Here is a 19,251-nt window from a genome sequence, read left to right as displayed (position 1 = left end):
CGGCGCAGGGAGGGTGCTCGGGTATGCGATACGGATATCGGCACAGAGGCCGGCGTGGATGTCGGCACGGATGGAGTACGGCGGTCGTCTCGGCGGCCGCCTTCGCTTTGGCCGCGGGCTCGCCGGGCGCGGCGGTCGCCCTGCCCGCCGCGCCGGAGCCGGCCGCCCGGGAGTTCGCCTCCTCCTTCGAGGCGGAGGATGCGGCACCCGACTGGGTGAGCACCGCGGAGACCGCCCCGGACGGCACCCGGCGCGTCTCGGGCGTCGACGGCGGCTACCGCACCGGCGTCCCGGGCGATGTCACCGAGCGCGTCACCGAGGTGCGGGCCAGCGGGGAGAACGCGGGCGCCGGCGAGGTGAAGGAGAACCTGGCCGACGGGGAGCCGAGCACCAAGTGGCTGGTTTTCGAGCCCACCGGCTGGGCCGAGTTCGACCTGGACGCGCCGGTGCGGCTGGTGACGTACGCGCTCACCTCCGCGAACGACGCCGCCGGCCGCGACCCGGCCGACTGGACGCTGCAGGGCTCGGCGGACGGCAAGGACTGGAAGACCCTCGACACCCGCACCGGCGAGTCCTTCTCCGAGCGGTTCCAGACGAAGACGTACGACCTGGCCGAGCCGGCCGAGTTCCGGCATTTCCGGCTGGACATCACCAAGAACCACGGCGCCGGACTGCTCCAGCTCGCCGACGTGCGGTTCTCCACCGGCGACGCCGCCGGGCCGGTCCCCGAGGACATGCTCACCCTGGTCGACCGCGGCCCCGCCGGCTCCCCCACCGCGAAGGCCGGCGCCGGTTTCACCGGCCGGCGCGCCCTGCGCTACGCCGGCCGGCACACCGCGGACGGGCGGGGTCACGCGTACAACAAGGTCTTCGACGTCGACGTGGCCGTCACCCGCGACACCCGGCTCGCCTACCGGGTCTTCCCGCAGATGGCCGACGGCGACCTCGACTGGGCGGCCACCCATGTCGCCGTCGACCTGGCCTTCACGGACGGCACCTACCTCAGCGACCTGGCCGCCACCGACCAGCACGGCTTCCGGCTCTCCCCGCAGGGGCAGGGCGCGGCCAAGGTGCTCTACGTCAACCAGTGGAACAACGTGGTGGCGCGGATCGGCCCGGTGGCCGCGGGGAAGACCGTCGACCGGATCCTGGTGGCGTACGACGCGCCGAAGGGCCCGGCGCGGTTCCGCGGCTGGGTGGACGACGTGACCCTGGACGTCGCGCCCCCCGAGCCGCCCCGGGCGCACCTGTCCGACTACACGGTGACCACCCGCGGCGCCAACTCCAGCGGCGGCTTCTCGCGCGGCAACAACTTCCCGGCGACCGCCGTGCCGCACGGCTTCAACTTCTGGACACCGGTCACCAACGCGGGTTCGCTGAGCTGGCTGTACGACTACGCGCGGGCGAACAACGCGGACAACCTGCCCACCCTGCAGGCGTTCAGCGCGAGCCACGAGCCGAGCCCGTGGATGGGCGACCGGCAGACCTTCCAGGTGATGCCGTCGGCGGCCGCCGGCATCCCCGACACCGGCCGCGCGGCCCGCGCGCTGCCCTTCCGGCACGCCAACGAGACCGCCCGGCCGCACTACTACGGCGTCCGGTTCGAGAACGGTCTGCGGGCCGAGATGACCCCGACCGACCACGCGGCGATGCTGCGCTTCACGTATCCCGGCGACGACGCGAGCGTGGTGTTCGACAACGTGACGGACCAGGCGGGCCTCACGCTCGACCCGGCCGCCGGGACGGTCACGGGCTACTCGGACGTGAAGTCGGGTCTGTCCACCGGCGCCACCCGCCTCTTCGTGTACGGCGTCTTCGACAAGCCGGTCACGGACGGGGCGGCCCAGGGGGTGAAGGGCTATCTGCGCTTCGCCGCGGGCGCCGACCGCACGGTGACCCTGCGGCTGGCCACCTCGCTCATCAGCGTCGACCAGGCGAAGGACAACCTGCGCCAGGAGATCCCGGACGGCACGTCCTTCGAGACGGTGAAGGCGCGCGCCCAGCGCCAGTGGGACCGGCTGCTCGGGAAGGTCGAGGTGGAGGGCGCGACGCCGGACCAGCTGACCACGCTGTACTCCAGCCTGTACCGCCTGTACCTGTACCCCAACTCCGGCCACGAGAAGGTGGGTTCGACGTACAAATACGCCTCGCCCTTCTCCCCCATGCCGGGACCCGACACGCCCACCCACACCGGCGCGAAGATCGTCGAGGGGAAGGTGTACGTCAACAACGGCTTCTGGGACACCTACCGGACCACCTGGCCGGCGTACTCCCTGCTGACCCCGTCCCGGGCGGGCGAGCTGGCCGACGGGTTCGTGCAGCACTACAAGGACGGCGGCTGGACCTCCCGCTGGTCCTCCCCCGGCTACGCCGACCTGATGACCGGCACCTCCTCGGACGTGGCCTTCGCCGACGCGTACGTCAAGGGCGTGGACTTCGACGCGGAGGCGGCGTACGAGGCGGCCGTGAAGAACGCCACGGTGGTGCCGCCGTCCTCGGGCGTCGGCCGCAAGGGCATGGCCACCTCGCCGTTCCTCGGCTACACGTCCACCGACACCCACGAGGGCCTGTCGTGGGCGCTGGAGGGCTTCCTCAACGACTACGGCATCGCGAGGATGGGCCAGGCGCTGTACCGGGAGACCGGCGAGCGCCGCTACCGGGAGGAGGCCGCCTACTTCCTCGACCGCGCCCGCGACTACGTCAACCTCTTCGACGCGAAGGCCGGCTTCTTCCAGGGCCGGGACGCGAAGGGCGACTGGCGGGTGCCCTCGGAGTCGTACGACCCGCGCGTGTGGGGCCACGACTACACCGAGACCAACGGCTGGGGCTACGCCTTCACCGCCCCGCAGGACAGCCGGGGCCTGGCCAATCTGTACGGCGGCCGGGCGGGCCTGGCCGAGAAGCTGGACGAGTACTTCGCCACCCAGGAGACCGCGTCCCCCGAGTTCGCGGGCTCGTACGGCGGGGTCATCCACGAGATGACGGAGGCGCGGGACGTCCGGATGGGCATGTACGGCCACTCCAACCAGGTGGCCCATCACGCGATCTACATGTACGACGCGGCGGGGCAGCCGTGGAAGACGCAGCAGAAGGTGCGGGAGGTGCTGTCCCGGCTCTACGTCGGCAGCGAGATCGGGCAGGGGTACCACGGCGACGAGGACAACGGCGAGCAGTCGGCCTGGTACCTGTTCTCCGCCCTCGGCTTCTACCCGCTGGTGATGGGCAGCGGCGAGTACGCCATCGGCTCACCGCTGTTCACCAAGGCCACGGTGCACCTGGAGAACGGCGCGGACCTGGTGGTCAGGGCGCCGCGCAACAGCGCGCGGAACGTCTATGTGCAGGCGGTGCGGGTCGACGGCCGTCCCTGGCACTCCACGGCACTGCCCCACCGGATGCTCGCCCGCGGCGGCGTCATCGAGTTCGACATGGGGCCGAGGCCGTCGGACTGGGGCACGGGCAGGCACGCCGCGCCCGTGTCGATCACGACGGACGACGAGGTGCCGGTGCCGCGCGCGGACGCTGTGCGGGGTGACGGGCCGCTCTTCGACGACACCTCGGCGACCGAGGCGGCCGTCACGACGGTCGGCCTCCCCGTCGCGGGCCGCACCAAGGCCGTGCAGTACACCCTGACCTCCCCCGCCGACCACACCCGCGCCCCATCCTCCTGGACCCTCCAGGGGTCGGCCGACGGCACGACCTGGCGGACGCTGGACGAACGCACGGACGAGTCCTTCCGCTGGGACCGCCAGACCCGCGCGTTCTCCGTGGCGTCGCCGGGCCGGTACGCGCACTACCGGCTGGTGCTGGGCGAGGAAGCGGTGCTGGCGGAGGTGGAGCTGCTGGGCTGAGGCGCGCACCCACCCAGGTCCCGGGCGAGCGCCCGGGGCCTGGGTGACGCGGCGTGGACGGCTACGCCGCCTCGGGGTCAGCGGGCCGTGTCGAGCGGTTCGGGGACCGGGGCGGTGGCGGTGGCCGCCTCGGCGGGTGCCGCGGCGGGCTTGGCGCGCAGGCCGAAGGCGCTGACCAGGGCGGCGAGCGCGGCGGCCACCAGCGGGACGAACAGCGCCGCGCGGTGACCGTCGAGGACGGCCGCGTCGCCGGTGCCGTCGGTCGCCGCGGTGAGCACGGTGGTGGCGGACGAGAGACCGAGCGCCGCGCCGAACTGGAAGGAGGTGTACAGCAGACCGCCGGCGACGCCCTGCTCGTCCTCCTCGACGCCCTCGGTGGCGACGATGGTCAGCGGACCGTAGGCCAGCGAGAAGGCGAGGCCCAGGATGATCAGGCTCGGGAACATCATCGGGTAGGTCCAGTCCGGGCCCAGCGGCAGCATCAGCGCGTAGGACAGCGTCGCCAGCAGCAGACCGCCGAAGATGACCCGGGCGTTGCCGAACCGCTGCACCAGCTTCGGAGTGAGCGTCGGCGACAGGATCGCGTCGACGCCGATCACGATCATCGCGAAGCTGGTCTCCAGCGTGGACCAGCCGCGCAGCTCCTGCAGGTGGAGCACGACGATGAACTGGAAGCCGAAGAACCCGGCGGCGAACAGCAGTCCGGCGATGTTGGCGCGCACCAGGCCGCCGTTGCGGAAGATGGAGAGCCGGACCAGCGGCGCGGCCGCCTTCCGCTCGATCAGCACGAACACCGCGAACAGCGCCAGGGCGGCGGCCACGGTGAGCGCGGTGGTGCCCGCCGGTTCGTGGCCGGCCCGCTCGATGGCGAAGACCAGGAGCAGGATGGCCGCCGTGACGCTGACGGCGCCGGCCGCGTCCACGCTGCGGCCCGCGCGCTCGGGCCGGGCCGGCTCGGGGATGAGGACCGCACCGGCGACCAGGATGAGGGACGACAGGATCACCGGGGCGAAGAACACCCAGCGCCAGTCGGCCGAGGCGAGCAGACCACCGACCACCAGGCCGATGGAGAAACCGCCGGCCGCGGTGCCCGAGTAGACCAGCAGGGCCTTGTTGCGCTGCGGGCCCTCCGCGAAGCCGGTGGTGATGATCGACAGGCCGGCCGGGGTCATGAAGGCCGCCGCCACACCGGTGACGAACCGGGCGACGATCAGCATCCACCCCTCGGTGGCCAGACCGCCCAGGCCGGAGAAGAGCAGGAAGACGGTCAGCCAGAACAGGAACATCCGGCGCCGTCCGAACAGGTCGGCGGCGCGCCCGCCGAGCAGCATGAATCCGCCGTATCCGAGGACGTAGGCGCTCATGACCCACTGGAGCATGCCGGTGGACAGGCCGAGGTCGGCCCGGATGGACGGCAGGGCCACGTTGAGCATGGCCACGTCGACGCCCTCCAGGAAGATCGCGCCACAGAGCACGAACAGCACGCCCCAGGCGCGCCCACTCATGCGGTCGGTGCCGCCGCCCGGAGGGGAATGCAGTGCGGTCACGGAAAGGACTCCTTGTCGGAAGCGACGCGGGAACGGAACGGGAGCAGAGCGGGGCGACCGCCGGTTACCTGGCTCGAAAGCATCGCGTGGACCGGAGCCGGGGCGGTTCCCTCTTGTAACCACAGGAATCCTCGGGCAGGCTCGGCGGCTATGGAAGAAGGCACTTCGAAGTCACCGACTCACTGCGCGGGTACCGAAGACGAGTACGAGGTCCTGCAGTGGGACGTCCGGCAGGGGTGTGAGGTACGGCAGATCCTGGACCGCGTGGCGGACAAGTGGTCCCTGCTGGTGATCGCGCTGCTGGAGCGCCGCAGCCTCCGCTTCTCCGAACTGCGCCGTCAGATCGACGGGGTGAGCCAGCGCATGCTCACCGTCACCCTGCGCCAGCTGGAGCGGGACGGCCTGGTCAAGCGCACCGTGCACCCGGTCGTACCGCCGCGCGTGGACTACGAGTTGACCCCGCTGGGCGCGACGCTGCACGAGACCATCCGCACCCTGGTGACCTGGACCGAGGAGCACCAGAACGAGATCGCCGCCGCGCGCGCCGAGTACGACCGGCGGGCGGCCCGGGCCGTGGCGTCCTGACCGGCGAGGGCGGTGCGCGCACCGGGTCACAGGCGGTGTGGATCCGGCCCGTTCCGCCACCGGTGCCGCATGACGGAGGGCCGCACCCCGTCGCCGGGGTGCGGCCCTTGTGTGGTCCTGCCGTTCCGCTTGCTCGCGGATTATCCGCGGATCACTTGCGGATCAGGCTGCGCAGCACGTACTGCATGATGCCGCCGTTGCGGTAGTAGTCCGCCTCACCGGGGGTGTCGATGCGGACGATCGCGTCGAACTCGACGCCGGTGTCGGTGGTGACCTTCACCGTGCGCGGCGTGCGGCCCTCGTTCAGCTCGGTGACGCCGGTGATGGAGAAGGTCTCCTCGCCGGTCAGGCCGAGCGACTCGGCGGAGGCGCCCTCGGGGAACTGCAGCGGCAGGACGCCCATGCCGATGAGGTTCGAGCGGTGGATGCGCTCGTACGACTCGGCGATGACGGCCCTGACGCCGAGGAGCGCGGTGCCCTTGGCCGCCCAGTCGCGGGACGAGCCGGAACCGTACTCCTTGCCGGCCAGGACGACCAGCGGGATCCCGGCGGCCTGGTAGTTCTGCGAGGCGTCGTAGATGAAGGAGACCGGGCCGCCCTCCTGCGTGAAGTCACGCGTGTAGCCGCCCTCGGTGCCCGGCGCGATCTGGTTGCGCAGGCGGATGTTGGCGAACGTGCCGCGGATCATGACCTCGTGGTTGCCGCGGCGCGAGCCGTAGCTGTTGAAGTCGCGGCGCTCGACGCCGTGCTCCGTGAGGTACTTGCCGGCCGGGGTGTCGGCCTTGATGGCGCCGGCCGGGGAGATGTGGTCGGTGGTGACCGAGTCGCCCAGCTTGGCCAGGACGCGGGCGCCCGTGATGTCGGTGACCGGGGTCGTCTCCATCGTCATGCCCTCGAAGTACGGGGGCTTGCGGACGTAGGTCGACTCCGGGTCCCACTCGAAGGTGTCGCCGGTCGGGACCGGGAGCGACTGCCACTGGGCGTCGCCGGCGAAGACGTCCTGGTAGGACTTGGTGAACATGTCCTCGCCGATGGCGTTGGCGACGACGTCGTTCACCTCGGCCTCGGAGGGCCAGATGTCCTTCAGGTAGACCGGGTTGCCGTCCTGGTCGGTGCCCAGGGCGTCCTTGGTGATGTCGACCTTCATGGAGCCGGCGATGGCGTAGGCGACGACCAGCGGCGGGGACGCCAGGTAGTTCATCTTGACGTCGGGGTTGATGCGGCCCTCGAAGTTCCGGTTGCCGGAGAGGACCGAGGTGACCGCGAGGTCGTGGTCGTTGACGGCCTTGGAGACCTCCTCCGGCAGCGGGCCGGAGTTGCCGATGCAGGTGGTGCAGCCGTAACCGACCAGGTTGAAGCCGACCTTGTCGAGGTACGGGGTGAGCCCGGCCTTGTCGAAGTAGTCGGTGACGACCTTCGAACCCGGGGCGAGGGTGGTCTTGACCCACGGCTTGCGGGTCAGGCCCTTCTCGACCGCCTTCTTGGCCACCAGCGCGGCGGCGACCATGACGTACGGGTTGGAGGTGTTGGTGCAGGAGGTGATGGCCGCGACCGTCACCGCGCCGTGGTCCAGGGTGTAGGTCGAGCCGTCGGGGGCGGTGACGGTGACCGGGTTCGACGGGACGGCGGCACCGGTGCCCTCGGCGTGCTGCGGCGCGCCGGCGCCGTTCTCCTGGCTGCCGTAGGCCGGGGCGTCGGAGGCCGGGAAGGACTCGGCGCTGGCCTCGTCGACCGGGGAGGCCGCGGCACCGGGCTGCTGCGCGACGGGCGCCTCGACGTAGTTGAGGACGTCCTTGGCGAACTGCTCGGCGGCCTTGGACAGCTCGATGCGGTCCTGCGGACGCTTGGGGCCGGCGATGGAGGGGACGACCGTGGAGAGGTCCAGCTCCAGCTTCTCGGAGAAGTCCGGCTCGGCGGCCGGGTCCAGCCACAGGCCCTGCTGCTTGGCGTACGCCTCGACGAGCGCGACCTGCTGCTCGGAGCGGCCGGTCAGGCGCAGGTAGTTCAGGGTCTCGTCGTCGATCGGGAAGATCGCGGCGGTGGAGCCGAACTCCGGCGACATGTTGCCGATGGTGGCGCGGTTGGCCAGGGAGGTGGCGGCGACGCCCTCGCCGTAGAACTCGACGAACTTCCCGACGACGCCGTGCTGGCGCAGCATCTCGGTGATGGTGAGCACCAGGTCGGTGGCGGTGGTGCCGGTGGGCAGCTCGCCGGTCAGCTTGAAGCCGACGACGCGCGGGATGAGCATGGAGACCGGCTGGCCGAGCATGGCGGCCTCGGCCTCGATGCCGCCGACGCCCCAGCCGAGGACGCCGAGGCCGTTGACCATGGTGGTGTGCGAGTCGGTGCCGACCAGGGTGTCGGGGTACGCCTTGCCGTCGCGGACCATGACGACGCGGGCCAGGTGCTCGATGTTCACCTGGTGGACGATGCCGGTGCCCGGCGGGACGACCTTGAACTCGTCGAAGGCGGTCTGGCCCCAGCGCAGGAACTGGTAGCGCTCCTTGTTGCGGCCGTACTCCAGGTCGACGTTCTGCTTGAACGCCTCGTTGGTGCCGAACTTGTCGGCGATGACGGAGTGGTCGATGACCAGCTCGGCCGGGGCCAGCGGGTTGATCTTCGCCGGGTCGCCGCCGAGCTCCTTGACGGCCTCACGCATGGTGGCGAGGTCGACGACACAGGGCACGCCGGTGAAGTCCTGCATGATCACGCGGGCCGGCGTGAACTGGATCTCCTGCGACGGCTGGGCCTGGGAGTCCCAGTTGCCGAGGGCGCGGATGTGGTCGGCGGTGATGTTCGCGCCGTCCTCGGTGCGGAGCAGGTTCTCCAGCAGGACCTTCAGGCTGTAAGGCAGCCGGGCGGAGCCCTCGACCTTGTCAAGCCGGAAGATCTCATACGACTCGTCGCCCACCTGCAGCGTGCTGCGGGCGTCGAAGCTGTTCGCCGACACGACAGTCTCCTTCATTGATGTGCGCGTACCACCGCATCCTGCCGCCACGCGAGCTTGGCCGATCCGCTAAGGTAAGGCTAAGTTAGGTCTACCTTACTGCTGTGGTGGCTGCGGTGCGCCTCGGCAGATATCTCGATGTCGAGATAACTCTAGTACATGGGCGCGGGATGGTCATGCCCCGCCCCGCTTGCCCTGCCTGCAAACCGGGGCGGTTCAGCCTTTGCGGGGCATCGGCGGCTGGATAAGCAGACCACTGGGTGCGGCAGACAGACAGATCCATCAGAAGCCTGCAGACCTCTTGCTCTTGCAAGTAATAAGCAACAAGCTGGACGGGTCCTTACCGCCTGCCCTGGATGCGGAGCCCAGCCGTGCCCCAATTGCTGCCGGATACCGGACCGCAACGCATCCTGGCCGCGTCGAACTTCGTCTACACCATCGGCAGCGGCCTCTACCTGACCGCAGGCGTCCTCTACTTCACCCAGGCGGCCCACCTGCCCGCCGGCCAGGTGGGCCTCGGACTCGGCATCGCCGGATTCTTCTCGCTGGCCCTGAGGATCGCCGTCGGCCACCTCGCGGACAGGCACGGAGCCCGTGGCGTCCATGCGGCCACCCTTGTCGTCCAGGCCCTGGCCACGGCCGGCTTCCTGCTGGTGGAGAGCTTCTGGCCGTTCGTCCTCATGGTCAGCGCGGCCGCCGGGGCGAAGGCAGCCGGAACAGCCGCCCGCTCCCCGCTCATCAGGCACTACGGAGGGGACCGGCCACAGGAGTTCCGGGCCCATCTCCGCGCGGTGACCAACGTCGGCATATCCCTCGGCGCCCTGGGAGCGGGATGGGTCGTTCAGGTGGGCACCCTCACCGCCTACCAGCTCATGATCATCGGCAACGCGATCGCCTTCGCGGTCTCCTCGGCGCTCCTGGTCCTCCTCCCGCCGGTCACGCCCCTCCCCGCCACCGGCGGCCCTCGCTGGATCGCCCTGCGAGACCGGCCCTACCTGCTGCTCACCACTCTCGACGGCATCATGGCCATCCAGTTCAAGGTGCTCACCGTCGCCATCCCGCTCTGGATCGTCGGTGCCACCGCGGCTCCGCACTGGCTCATCTCCGGCACCATGCTCACCGGCACCGTCATCGTCGTCGCGTTCCAGGTACGCGCCAGTCGCCACGTCGATTCCCCCGCAGCCGGCGGAGACGCCTACCGCCGGGCAGGCGTCGCGTTCCTCATCGCGTGCGCGCTGATCTCCCTGTCCGCGGGGGTGCCGGCCTGGGCCGCCGCGACGCTGCTCATCACCGCGGTGGTGATCCACACGGTCGGCGAGCTGTGGCACTCCGCCGCCGGCTTCGAGGTGTCCTTCGCCCTCGCTCCACGACACGCGACGGGGCAGTACCTGGGCGTGTTCGGCCTCGGCGCCGGACTGGCCGAGGCCCTCGGACCAGGACTGCTCATCTGGCTCTGCATCAGCTGGGGCCGCCCCGGGTGGTATGTCGTGGGCGCCATGTTCGCGCTGACCGGCCTGGCGGCACCACGCGCCGTCCGCTGGGCGCAAACCCACCAGGACGCGCGGCAGGTGCAGCTTCGAGCCGCCGGAAAGGCACCCGCGGCCTGAACCGCTCGCCCGCCACCCGGCGACGGCACCGGACTCGCGCGGCCCGATCCCTCACCGTTGCCCCGCCGCCGTACGCCCCGACACCGCGACGCGCGGCCATCGACCGGCCGAACCGGGGTAACCGAAAGGCAGACATCAGCGCTCGCACGGGAGGAACCCATGCCCCTGACGTTTCGCAAGAGTTTTCGGATCCTGCCCGGCGTACGGCTGAACATCAACCGGCGCTCCTGGTCCATCACGACCGGCGGCGCCCACGGCCCGCGCCATACGCACAGCAGCACCGGACGTCGTACGACATCGGTGGATTTGCCCGGACCTTTCGGGTGGCGTCGCACCCGCACCACCAAGCGTCGTTGACGGTCCATCACCCGAACGGACCCCCCGGGGAGGTGCCATCTCATATCTGAGATAGCCTCAACCCCATGGCAGACGACTACCTCGTACGCATCGGCAAGCTCATCCGTGACGCCCGGCAGCACCGTGGCTGGACGCAATCGCAGCTTGCCGAGGCGCTCGGCACCTCGCAGAGCGCCGTGAATCGCATCGAGCGGGGCAACCAGAACATCAGCCTTGAGATGATCGCCCGCATCGGCGAGGCCCTGGACAGCGAAATCGTCTCGCTGGGCTACGCGGGCCCGATGCATCTGAGGGTGGTGGGCGGCCGCCGGCTGTCCGGTGCCATCGATGTGAAGACCAGCAAGAACGCGTGCGTCGCCCTGCTGTGCGCCTCGCTGCTCAACCAGGGGCGCACGGTGCTGCGCCGGGTGGCCCGGATCGAGGAGGTGTACCGCCTGCTGGAGGTGCTGAACTCCATCGGCGTGCGCACCCGCTGGATCAACAACGGCGTCGACCTGGAGATCGTGCCGCCGGCCGACCTCGACCTGGAGTCCATCGACGCGGAGGCGGCCCGCCGCACCCGCTCGATCATCATGTTCCTCGGCCCGCTGCTGCACCGCATGGACCGCTTCAAGCTGCCCTACGCCGGCGGCTGCGACCTCGGCACCCGGACCATCGAGCCGCACATGATCGCGCTGCGCCGGTTCGGCCTCGACATCGCCGCGACCGAGGGCCAGTACCACGCGGTGGTGGACCCGGGCGTGCGCCCCGACCGCCCGATCGTGCTGACCGAACGCGGCGACACCGTCACCGAGAACGCGCTGCTCGCCGCCGCCCGGCACGACGGCGTCACCGTCATCCGCAACGCCTCCTCCAACTACATGGTCCAGGACCTGTGCTTCTTCCTGGAGGCGCTCGGCGTCAAGGTCGAGGGCATCGGCACCACCACGCTCACCGTGCACGGCATGCCGCGGATCGACGTCGACGTCGACTACTCCCCCTCCGAGGACCCGGTCGAGGCGATGAGCCTGCTCGCCGCCGCGGTCGTCACGGAGTCCGAGCTGACCGTGCGCCGGGTGCCCATCGAGTTCCTGGAGATCGAGCTGGCGGTCCTGGAGGAGATGGGCCTCGACCACGACCGCACGCCCGAGTACGTCGCCGACAACGGCCGCACCCGCCTGGTGGACCTGACCGTGCGCCCCTCCAAGCTGGAGGCGCCCATCGACAAGATCCACCCCATGCCGTTCCCCGGCCTGAACATCGACAACGTCCCGTTCTTCGCGGCCATCGCGGCGTCCGCGCAGGGCAAGACGCTGATCCACGACTGGGTCTACGACAACCGCGCCATCTACCTGACCGACCTCAACCGCCTCGGCGGACGCCTGCAGTTGCTCGACCCGCACCGCGTCCTCGTCGAGGGCCCCACCCGCTGGCGCGCCGCCGAGATGATGTGCCCGCCGGCCCTGCGCCCCGCGGTGGTCGTCCTGCTCGCGATGATGGCGGCGGAGGGCACGTCGGTGCTGCGCAACGTGTACGTCATCAACCGGGGGTACGAGGACCTGGCGGAGCGGCTGAACTCGGTGGGGGCGCAGATCGAGACGTTCCGGGACATCTGAGCGCCCCGGTCCGGAGCGCCGCCGTGTGGCCGGCCGCTGCCGCCGGCCACCTGTTCAGCCCATTAGCCGGTCTCCGGTTCTCCGGGGCCGAGAGGTGCGGCGGCAGCTTCGGTGAGCGTCGACTGACGCGAATTTATTGTCAGTTGACTGACCGGCACCTGCGAAAGGGTCATACGGGCGTCAGCTGGTCTCCCGTATCTCCGGTCGCTGGAAGACGGCCGACGTCGTGGGATATGAACGCGCGGAACTCGGTGTCCGCGAGCCGAGTGCACCGGTGACTCACCTGCCGAGGGGAACCAGTGCCTGCCGGCAGCGCGATATCCGGGGAAGCGTCGCGGGATGTCACAGCGACAGAAGAAGGAGGGCCATGAGCCCCAGAGGAGCCCGTGCGCGCCGTGTGCTCGGCCGTGCGCGTATGACCTGGCTGGCCGTCGGCGCGGCGGTGCTCGGCGGTGCCGGGCCGGTGACGGTCGCGGCCGGTGCCCCGGCGGTCGCGGCCCCGGCGGAACGTTCCGTCGCGGCGGAACGATTCGGTGCGGAGCCGTCCGCCGCGGCCGAGCCGTCCGGTGCGGCGGACGCCGGCGGCCCGGCGAGGGCCCGGACCCTGGCGTTCGGCGGGACCGGCACGTCCGAGCGCACCGTGCCGCGCACCGGGACCGAGGAGTTCTCGCTGATCGGCGTCTCCTGGGCGGACCACACCCGGCGCTTCGACGGCACCGCACAGGTCCGCACGCGCAGCGCCGAGACGGGCCGGTGGTCCGGCTGGCGGGACCTGGACTTCGACATCGTGGCGCCGGAGACGGACGAGGCGGCCGCCGCGGACACCCGCGGTGCCTCCGAACCACTGTGGACGGGGCCGTCCGACGCGGTCGAGGCGCGCGTTGTCGCCGACGGCCGGCAGCGCGCCGTACCCGGCGGTCTGCGCCTGGACCTGATCGACCCCGGCACCGCCACGGCGGAGGCCACGGCGACGGCCCCGTCCACGGCCACGTCTCAGGGCCGGGCCGAGACCACCGCCCCCGCCCGTCCCCCCATCGTCAGCCGGGCCGGCTGGGGTGCCGACGAGTCGCTGGTGAAGGACCCCGCGGAGTACATCCCCAAGGTGGAGGCCGTGTTCGTCCACCACACCGCGGGCACGAACGACTACACCTGCGCCGACTCCGCCGCCATGATCCGGGCCATCTTCGTCTACCACGTGCAGTCGAACGGCTGGAACGACGTGGGCTACAACTTCTTCGTCGACAAGTGCGGCACCCTCTTCGAGGGCCGCGCGGGCGGGGTCGACCAGCGGGTCCGCGGCGCCCACACCTACGGCTTCAACGGGGTCTCGTCCGGCGTCTCCCTGCTCGGCAACTACGAGGACGGCGGCACGCCCACCCCCGCCGCGCTGTCCGCCCTCGCCGACATCGCCGCCTGGAAGCTGGGCCTGGACGGCGTCGACCCGCAGGGCCGGGTCACGCTGACCGCCGCCGGGGACACCGGCGTCTACGAGCCCGGGGAGAAGGCCACCCTGTACACCATCTCGGGCCACCGGGACGGCTACGCCACCCTCTGCCCGGGGCAGACCCTCTACGACCGTCTGCCGGACATCCGCACCCAGGCCGCCGCCTCGCCGTACGCGACGCGGTAACCCTCGCGCCCACCGCGTCCCCGGGCGGCCCCGCGGTCCAGCGGCCCCGCACCGCCCTCCGGGGCGGGCGCGGGGCCGTACGCCGTCGTCGTCAGCGGAGGCGGCCCGCCGTCCGCCGCGCGGCCGGGTCCACGGTGAGCAGGGCCCGCGTCGCCGGATGCGACGGCGCCGCGAACACCTCGGCCGTCGGGCCCGACTCGACGACCCGGCCCGCGTCGAGCACCGTCACGGTGTCCGTGCGCTCGGCGACGAGCGGGAGGTCGTGGCTGATGAGGACGAGGGCGGTGCCGCGCTCCTCGCGCAGCCGGGCCAGCAGGTCCATGATCGCCTCGGCCGTGCCGGAGTCCAGCGCGGAGGTGACCTCGTCGCAGATCAGGACGTCCGGGTCGGCGGCGAGGGCGCGGGCGATGGCGACGCGCTGGCGCTGGCCTCCGGAGAGTTCGTGCGGGTAGCGGTCGGCGAAGGCGGGCGGCAGGCCGACCCGTTCGAGCAGGCCGGCCACGCGTCCGGGTGCCTCCGCGGGCGGGCAGCGGCGGTGCAGGCGCAGCGGGCGGCCGATCGCGGCGCCGATGGTGCGGCTGGGGTTGAGCGCGCCGAGCGGGTTCTGGGTGACCAGCTGGATGCGGCGGCGCTGGGCGCGGGCGCGGGCGCGCAGTCCGGTGCTGAGCGGCTGCCCGTCGAGGCGGAGGGTGCCGGAGGTGACCGGCTGGAGTCCGACGATCGCCCGTACGAGGGTGGTCTTGCCCGAGCCGGACGCGCCGACGATGCCGGTGGCGCCGCCGGGGGCGACGGTCAGGCCGACGCCGTCGAGGGCGGGAGCGGTGCCGCGCCGGCGGGGGCCGAAGACGACGCGGAGGTCGCGGACCTCCAGGACCGGCACGCCGGGCACTGCGAGCACGCCGGACGCACCGGGCTCGTCCGCGCCGTCCCGCGGGGTGGGCGGCGCCAGGGCGGGCCGGGGTGCGGGCAGCCGGCCGCCGAGTTCCACGACGTCGTCGGCGATCCGGTCGACCAGTTCCGGGTCGTGGCAGGACAGGCAGATCGCCAGCCGGTGTTCGGCGGCGAGGTGGCGCAGCAGGTCGCCGATTTCCTCGCGGAGTTCGGGGTGGAGTCCGGCGGTGGGCTCGTCCAGGAGCAGGACGTCGGGGCGGCGGGCCAGGGCGCGGGCGAGGGCGACGCGGCGCTGCTGGCCGCCGGAGAGGGCGGCCGGGCGGCGGGCGGCGAGCCCGCCGTCGTCGGGCAGGCGGACCTCGGCGAGCAGGGCGGTCACCGTGTCGGCGGCGCGGTCGGCGGCGAGTTCGCGGACGAGGGTGCGTACCCGCATCCGCGGGTTGAGGCCGGATCCGGGGTCCTGGCCGACATAGGCGAGGCGGCGGCTGCGCAGGGCGCGCAGGTCCTTGTCGGAGACGGCGAACACGTCGTGGCCGAGGACGTCGACGTGGCCGGCGGTGCGCCGGGTGCCGGGCGGGAGCAGTCCGGTGACCGCGCGCAGCAGGGTGGTCTTGCCGGAGCCGGACGGGCCGGTGAGGGCGGTGACCCGGCCGGGGCGCAGGGCGAGGGCGGCGTCCTGCAGCAGGAGGCGGCCTCCGGGAGCGGTGACGGTGAGGCCTCTGACCCGGACGACGGGGGTGTCGGCCGGCGGTCCGGCGGGCTTCGGGTACCGGTCGGGGTCGTGGCTCACAGGACGGGTACCGCCTTCCGGCCGGTCTGCGGGGCGAGGGCCGCCGCGGCGAGGTTGACGCTCAGGGCGAGCAGGCCGATGGCGGCGCTGGGGGCGACCACGGCCCAGGGGTTGAGGAGGATGCCGGCGGAGTTCTCGCGGATCATCAGCGCCCAGTCGGCGGCCGGGGGTTGCGGGCCGACCTGGAGGAACCCGGCGGTGGCGACGAGGTAGACGGCGGCGACGAAGCGCAGTCCGAACAGGGCGAGGAGGGTGGCGCGCAGGTTGGGCAGGATCTCCCGCCACACCAGGTGCCAGAGGCGTTCGCCGCCCGCCGCGGCGGCCTCGACGTATCCGGTGGCGGCGACGGGCGCGGCGGCGCCCGCGACGAGCCGCACGGCGTAGGGCACGCCGAGGGCGACGGCGGCGGCGACGACGGCGAGCCGGCCGCCGCCCGGCCAGGAGAGGGTGACCAGGAGGATGCCGAGCACGGCGGGCAGCAGCATCAGCACGTCGGCGGCGCGTTCCACGATCCGTCCGACGGCGGGCCGGAGGGCGCCGACGGCGCTGAGGACGGCGGCGACGGCGGTGACGAGGACGGCCACGAGCAGCGAGGAGACGACGAGTTCGCGTCCTCCGGCGAGGAGCCTGCTGAGCACGTCCCGGCCGAGCTGGTCGCCGCCGAGCACGGCGTCGGCTCCCGGTTCGGCGTACGGCGCGGTGACGGGGGTGTCGATGGCGTGCGGGGCGATCCAGGGGCCGCACAGGGCGAGCGTGACGAGGAGCAGCGCGGGCAGGACGCGGAGCGGAAAGCCGCGGGTCGTGGTCATCGGCGGCCTCCCGCCATCAGGTCCCGTACCAGGTCGGCCAGGAGGAGTACGACGGTGATGACCGCGCCGGCGAGGGCGGTGACCCCGGCGATGACGGGGCTGTCGCGGTCGGTGACGGCGGAGGCCAGGACGGAGCCGATGCCGGGGTAGTTGAAGATGGTCTCGACGACGACGGCGCCGCCGAGCAGCATGCCGGTGGAGGTGGCGAGGCCGGCCGCGATGGTGGGCAGGGCGCCGGGCAGGACGTGGTGGGTGAGGACGCGGTGCGGCGGGAGGCCGTCGAGGACGGCGGTCTCCACGTGCGGGGCGCGGGCCTCGTCGGCGAGCGCGGCCCGCACGATGCGGACGTTCCAGCCGGTCTGCGGGATGGTCAGGGCGAGGGCGGGCAGGACGAGCATGGTCCAGGAGTCGGGGGTTCCGTCGACGTCGGTGAGGGTGACGGCGGGAAGCCAGCCGGTCCACAGCGAGAGCACCAGGACGAGGGCCACGGCCACCACGAACTCGGGCAGGGCGAGGACGGCGGTGGCGGTGCCGGACACGGCGCGGTCGGTGCGTCCGCCGGGCCGGAGCGCGGCCCAGCAGCCGAGGGTGAGCGAGAGGGTGGCGGTGAGCAGCAGGGCGATGCCGCCGAGGAGCAGGGTGTTGGGGAACGCGGTGGAGAGCAGGTCGGTGACCGGCTCGCCGCGGGCGGAGGTGCCGAGGTCGCCGGTGGGCAGGCCCGACATCCAGTCCCAGAAGCGTTCGAGGACCGGCCGGTCGAGGCCGAGCAGTGCGCGGCGGCGGTCGATGTCGGCGGCGCTCTCGCCGCGCTCGGAGGTGGCGTTGGCGGCGTCGCCGGGCAGCAGCTCGACGGCGCAGAAGACGAGGGCGAGCAGCAGGGCGAGCAGCGCGGCGCGTTTGAGCAGCAGGGCCCCGGTGGCGAGGAGCGCGGATACGGCGGGGTGCCGCGCCGGCCCGGTCGTGCGGGGCGGCGCGGCGGTGTCGGTCGTCAACGGGCCAGCCATGCCCGCTCGAGCTGGACGCGTCCGTAGCCGGGCAGCTTGGGCAGCCCCTGGACGGCGGGTGCGGCGAGGTCGATGCCGTCGGCCATGCCCCACAGCAGGTAGCCGGAGCGTTCGTGCTGGATCTGCTGGAGTTCGCGCAGCTGCCGGGCGCGGGCGGTGGCGTCGGCGGTGGCCATCGCCTTCTCGTAGGCGGTGTCGAACTCCTCGTCCTGCCAGCCGGCCTCGTTCTGGCCGCTGTCGGAGACCATGGTCTTGCTGGCGAAGAACACGACGGAGTCGTTGGTGCCCCAGTAGGTGGTGTAGAGGTCGCCCTTGAGCCAGGTCTTGTCCCAGAAGACGGCGGACTCCTGCTTGACCACCTTGATCCTGACGCCTGCCTCGCGGACCTGGGAGGCGAAGAGGGTGGCGGATTCGGCGAGTCCGGAGATGTCCTCGGTGGTGAGCAGTTCGTAGGTCCTGGAGGTGTCGAAGCCGGCTTCCTTCAGCAGCCGCTTGGCCCGGGCCAGGTCGCGGGTGCGCTGGGGGATGTCCTTGGCGTAGGCGGGGTCGCCGGTGCCGAGGATGTCGTTGGCGACGCTGCCGTAGCCGGAGAGGACCTGCTTGACCATGGCCTCGCGGTCGACGGCGAGCCGCAGGGCCTCGCGGACCCTCGGGTCGGCGAAGGGGCCGTCGGCGGTGCGCATCACGAGGGGCATGGCCATGTCGTTGGGCCGGCGGACGGTCCGGATGTCCCCCCGGTTCGCGGCGGTGCGGGCGGCGACGGCGCCGACGTTGGAGGCGAGGTCGATCTGCCCGGAGAGCAGGGCGTTCGCCATCGCCTGGGGGGATTCGAAGATCTTCACCTCGATGGCGTCGAGGTGGACGTCGCCGCCGTACCAGGTGTCGTTGCGGACGAGGCGGGCGTTGCCGCCGCGGAACCAGTCGAGCGTGAAGGGGCCGGTTCCGGGAGCCTTGGCTATGTCCTTGTCGGTGGTGCCCTCGGGTATGACGAAGGTGGTGAGCCGGGTGAGCTGGGGCAGTTCGGCGTTGGGGTAGTCGGAGACGAGGACGACGGTGCCGTCGCCGTCGGCGGTGATGTTCTTCGCCTGGATGCCGGGGAGCCGGGAGGCACCGGAGGGGGTGGCGCGCAGCCGGCGCAGCGAGAACACGACGTCGGCGGCGGTGACGGGGGTGCCGTCGTGGAAGGCGGCACCCTTGGCGAGTGTGAATCGCCAGGTCTTCAGATCGTCGGAGGGCTGCCATGCGGCGGCGAGCCGGGGCACGGTGTTCGGCTTGGTGCCGGGCACGGTGAGGGTGTCGTATACGAGGCTGAGGATCAGGTAGTCGCTCTCGTTGGCCTGGGTGCCGTGCGGGTCGCGGGTGATGGCGCCCGCGCGGCCGAGGGCGCCGACCCGCAGGGTGCCGCCGCGGCGGGGCTTCGTTCCGGCGCCGGGGGACCCGGCGGTGTCGTCGTCACTGCCGTCCCCGCAGCCGCCGAGCAGCGCGGTGGCGGTCAAGGCGCCGCCCGTGCACAACAGTTGACGTCTCGTCAGATCCACGTTCGTCCTCGATTTCACCCGGTGGGCCACTTGCTGAGGTTTGCCTACCCTGCCCTGCGGGGGGCGCACAAGGGCGCACGGCGTGACATTGAACAAGCTTAGG

12 protein-coding genes are annotated in these 19,251 nt (G+C 72.1%); 6 read left to right on the top strand and 6 right to left on the bottom strand.

Translation table 11 applies throughout. The features are described from left to right. Positions 1-23 precede the first annotated feature (23 nt). On the top strand, positions 24-3,848 hold the full coding sequence (locus G7Z13_RS26950; protein ID WP_166002809.1) for a GH92 family glycosyl hydrolase: 3,825 nt from the start codon (positions 24-26) through the stop codon (positions 3,846-3,848). A gap of 77 nt (positions 3,849-3,925) precedes the next feature. Here the strand turns inward: G7Z13_RS26950 and G7Z13_RS26945 are convergent, their stop codons facing one another. After that, on the bottom strand, positions 3,926-5,353 hold the full coding sequence (locus tag G7Z13_RS26945; protein WP_166005315.1) for an MFS transporter: 1,428 nt from the start codon (positions 5,351-5,353) through the stop codon (positions 3,926-3,928). 192 nt (positions 5,354-5,545) lie between these two features. Here G7Z13_RS26945 and G7Z13_RS26940 point away from each other — a divergent pair, with 192 nt between their 5' ends. Continuing rightward, positions 5,546-5,980: a helix-turn-helix domain-containing protein gene (locus G7Z13_RS26940; protein WP_166002808.1), complete on the top strand. Its 435-nt coding sequence runs from the start codon at positions 5,546-5,548 to the stop codon at positions 5,978-5,980. A gap of 151 nt (positions 5,981-6,131) precedes the next feature. On the opposite strand, the gene G7Z13_RS26935 is transcribed toward G7Z13_RS26940, so the two are convergent. Continuing rightward, on the bottom strand, positions 6,132-8,930 hold the full coding sequence (locus tag G7Z13_RS26935) for an aconitate hydratase (protein WP_166002807.1): 2,799 nt from the start codon (positions 8,928-8,930) through the stop codon (positions 6,132-6,134). Positions 8,931-9,298: 368 nt separating this feature from the next. On the opposite strand from G7Z13_RS26935, the gene G7Z13_RS26930 reads away from it, so the two are divergent. The 4 genes from G7Z13_RS26930 (at position 9,299) to G7Z13_RS26915 (ending at position 14,116) form a co-directional block, all read left to right on the top strand. After that, positions 9,299-10,534, top strand: a complete 1,236-nt coding sequence (locus G7Z13_RS26930) for an MFS transporter (RefSeq protein WP_166002806.1) — start codon at positions 9,299-9,301, stop codon at positions 10,532-10,534. A gap of 159 nt (positions 10,535-10,693) precedes the next feature. Next, positions 10,694-10,891: a DUF4236 domain-containing protein gene (locus G7Z13_RS26925; protein WP_166002805.1), complete on the top strand. Its 198-nt coding sequence runs from the start codon at positions 10,694-10,696 to the stop codon at positions 10,889-10,891. Between the two features lie 65 nt (positions 10,892-10,956). After that, positions 10,957-12,486, top strand: a complete 1,530-nt coding sequence (locus G7Z13_RS26920) for a UDP-N-acetylglucosamine 1-carboxyvinyltransferase (RefSeq protein ID WP_166002804.1) — start codon at positions 10,957-10,959, stop codon at positions 12,484-12,486. 367 nt (positions 12,487-12,853) lie between these two features. Beyond that, the gene (locus G7Z13_RS26915; protein WP_240926357.1) at positions 12,854-14,116 is read left to right on the top strand and encodes a peptidoglycan recognition protein; all 1,263 of its coding nucleotides are present in this window, start codon (positions 12,854-12,856) and stop codon (positions 14,114-14,116) included. Positions 14,117-14,207: 91 nt separating this feature from the next. Here G7Z13_RS26915 and G7Z13_RS26910 read toward each other — a convergent pair whose 3' ends face one another. The 4 genes from G7Z13_RS26910 to G7Z13_RS26895 all read right to left on the bottom strand — a co-directional run bounded on the left by G7Z13_RS26910 (position 14,208) and on the right by G7Z13_RS26895 (position 19,148). Then, complete coding sequence (locus G7Z13_RS26910) at positions 14,208-15,797, bottom strand: ABC transporter ATP-binding protein (protein ID WP_166002803.1); 1,590 nt, start codon at positions 15,795-15,797, stop codon at positions 14,208-14,210. Continuing rightward, positions 15,794-16,606, bottom strand: a complete 813-nt coding sequence (locus tag G7Z13_RS26905; protein ID WP_166002802.1) for an ABC transporter permease subunit — start codon at positions 16,604-16,606, stop codon at positions 15,794-15,796. Before G7Z13_RS26905 ends, G7Z13_RS26910 begins: the two co-directional genes overlap by 4 nt. After that, positions 16,603-17,514, bottom strand: a complete 912-nt coding sequence (locus G7Z13_RS26900; protein WP_240926535.1) for an ABC transporter permease — start codon at positions 17,512-17,514, stop codon at positions 16,603-16,605. Before G7Z13_RS26900 ends, G7Z13_RS26905 begins: the two co-directional genes overlap by 4 nt. Before the next feature lie 80 nt (positions 17,515-17,594). Then, complete coding sequence (locus tag G7Z13_RS26895) at positions 17,595-19,148, bottom strand: ABC transporter substrate-binding protein (protein WP_166002800.1); 1,554 nt, start codon at positions 19,146-19,148, stop codon at positions 17,595-17,597. Between the last annotated feature and the right edge of the window lie 103 nt (positions 19,149-19,251).

It is taken from the genome of Streptomyces sp. JB150 (assembly GCF_011193355.1).
GTDB lineage: Bacteria > Actinomycetota > Actinomycetes > Streptomycetales > Streptomycetaceae > Streptomyces.
Note: the sequence above shows the minus strand (reverse complement) of the source record. Positions and strands in the feature narration are given on the sequence as shown.

Coding starts and splice junctions, on each gene's coding strand:
- G7Z13_RS26905 (WP_166002802.1), bottom strand. CDS start 16,606: ATGACCACGACCCGCGGCTTTCCGCTCCGCGTCCTGCCCGCGCTGCTC.
- G7Z13_RS26925 (WP_166002805.1), top strand. CDS start 10,694: ATGCCCCTGACGTTTCGCAAGAGTTTTCGGATCCTGCCCGGCGTACGG.
- G7Z13_RS26950 (WP_166002809.1), top strand. CDS start 24: ATGCGATACGGATATCGGCACAGAGGCCGGCGTGGATGTCGGCACGGA.
- G7Z13_RS26920 (WP_166002804.1), top strand. CDS start 10,957: ATGGCAGACGACTACCTCGTACGCATCGGCAAGCTCATCCGTGACGCC.
- G7Z13_RS26915 (WP_240926357.1), top strand. CDS start 12,854: ATGAGCCCCAGAGGAGCCCGTGCGCGCCGTGTGCTCGGCCGTGCGCGT.
- G7Z13_RS26945 (WP_166005315.1), bottom strand. CDS start 5,353: ATGAGTGGGCGCGCCTGGGGCGTGCTGTTCGTGCTCTGTGGCGCGATC.
- G7Z13_RS26940 (WP_166002808.1), top strand. CDS start 5,546: ATGGAAGAAGGCACTTCGAAGTCACCGACTCACTGCGCGGGTACCGAA.